Below are 1,818 nucleotides of genomic sequence, written 5' to 3'. Positions count from 1 at the left end.
TTGTTAATTCTTCCAAACCCATCGGGCCACGTGCATGTAGCTTTTGAGTTGAGACGGCCACTTCAGCCCCCAAGCCAAACTGAGCACCGTCAGTAAAGCGCGTTGCCGCATTCACATAAACTGCAGCCGAGCCCACCGAATTGATGAACAACTCCGAGTTAATCAAGCTGTTGGTCATGATTGCATCTGAGTGACTTGCATTGTGAACTCGCATGTGATCAATCGCATCTTTCACGTCAGCGACAACTTTTACACCTAACGTGTAGCTTAGCCATTCGGTATCAAAATCACCTTCTACGGCATCGCGAATTTGCGTAGCTTGAGCCATTAGCGCTTTCGCTTTTGGTTCTGCTACAAACGTCACTTTGTCACTCATTCGCTCGACAATCATTGGCAAGAATTTCGCCGCCACTTTCTCGTGAACAAGCAGTGTGTCTAGCGAGTTACATGCCGAAGGACGTTGAACTTTCGAGTTTTCAACCACGTTTAGCGATTTCTCTAGGTCCGCGGATTCATCAACAAAAATGTGACTGATACCAAAACCGCCGATGATCACTGGAATTGTGCTGTTCTCTTTACACATTTTGTGCAGACCCGCTCCACCACGTGGGATGATCATATCAACGTAGTCATCCAGTTTAAGCAGTTGAGAAACCAGCTCGCGATCTGGCTTTTCAATGTACTGTACTGAAGCGGCTGGCAAGTTTGCTTTTGCAAGGGCTGATTGGATAACTTTCACAAGTTCCATGTTAGAGAAAAACGTCTCTTTACCACCGCGTAGGATACTGGCGTTACCCGTTTTCAGGCACAGTGCGGCAATGTCGATGGTCACATTTGGACGCGCTTCATAAATCACACCCACAACACCAAGTGGTACACGGCGGCGAGAGAGAGACATGCCGTTTTCTAGCACTTTACTGTCGATTTCGCTGCCCACAGGATCGTTTAGGCTGATCACATTGCGAACATCATTTGCAATGCCCGTTAAGCGTTCTTCATTCAACAGTAGACGGTCTAGCAGCGCATCGGTCAGACCAGCTTCGCGACCAAGTTCGATGTCTTTTGCGTTTGCTGCCAAAATCGCAGCTGAGTTTGCTTCTAGCTCATCTGCGATGATCGCTAGAGCTTGGTTCTTTTGAGCAGTTGACGCTGTCGCCAATTCGAAAGCTGCATCTTTAGCAGCTTTACCCATATTCGTTAAATCCACGTTGCTTCCCTCAATTTCTATTCTTGAATGACGACAAGATCATCGCGATGAATCACTTCTGAGCCGTAGTCATGACCCAAAATAGAGATGATGTCTTTACTGTGTTTGCCAGTAATTTTTGCCAAGTCTTCACTTGAGTAGGCGCTAATACCACGCGCAACCAGTTTGCCATGAGAATTTGTTACGCGAGCAACTTCACCACGGGCAAAATCACCGCTCACCTTGATGACCCCTTTTGCTAGCAAGCTGCTGCCTTTACCAACAACCGCATTTACCGCACCATCATCGATGATAATGTCACCCGATGCAGCAGGACCTGCGAGGATCCAACGCTTACGGTTTTCCAATGCTTCTGAACAAGGTAGGAAACGCGTACCTTGAGGCTCCGTGCTCAACGAGTCAAAAATTACGTTTGGCGCGCTACCTGCTGCGATAATAACTTCAATACCCGCGCGACGTGCGATGTCGGCTGCTTGAAGTTTCGTCGCCATACCACCCGTACCGAGTGTTGTACCGCTGCCGCCAGCAATTTTACGCAACGTGTCATCAATGGTTTTAACTTCTTTGATCAGCTCTGCATTCGGATCTTTTCGTGGGTCAGCAGTAAACAG

General features: G+C 47.9%; 2 protein-coding genes. Both read right to left on the bottom strand.

Features of this window, described 5'->3' with window-relative positions:
• On the bottom strand, positions 1-1,207 hold a 1,207-nt coding region (locus R8N28_RS23955; protein WP_318183514.1), incomplete at its 3' end, for a glutamate-5-semialdehyde dehydrogenase.
• Between the two features lie 17 nt (positions 1,208-1,224).
• The coding region (gene proB, locus R8N28_RS23950) for a glutamate 5-kinase (RefSeq protein WP_318183513.1) at positions 1,225-1,818 on the bottom strand (594 nt) is incomplete at its 5' end.

This window comes from Vibrio sp. Vb1554 (assembly GCF_033344235.1).
This window is presented reverse-complemented; position numbering and strand designations above follow the sequence as displayed.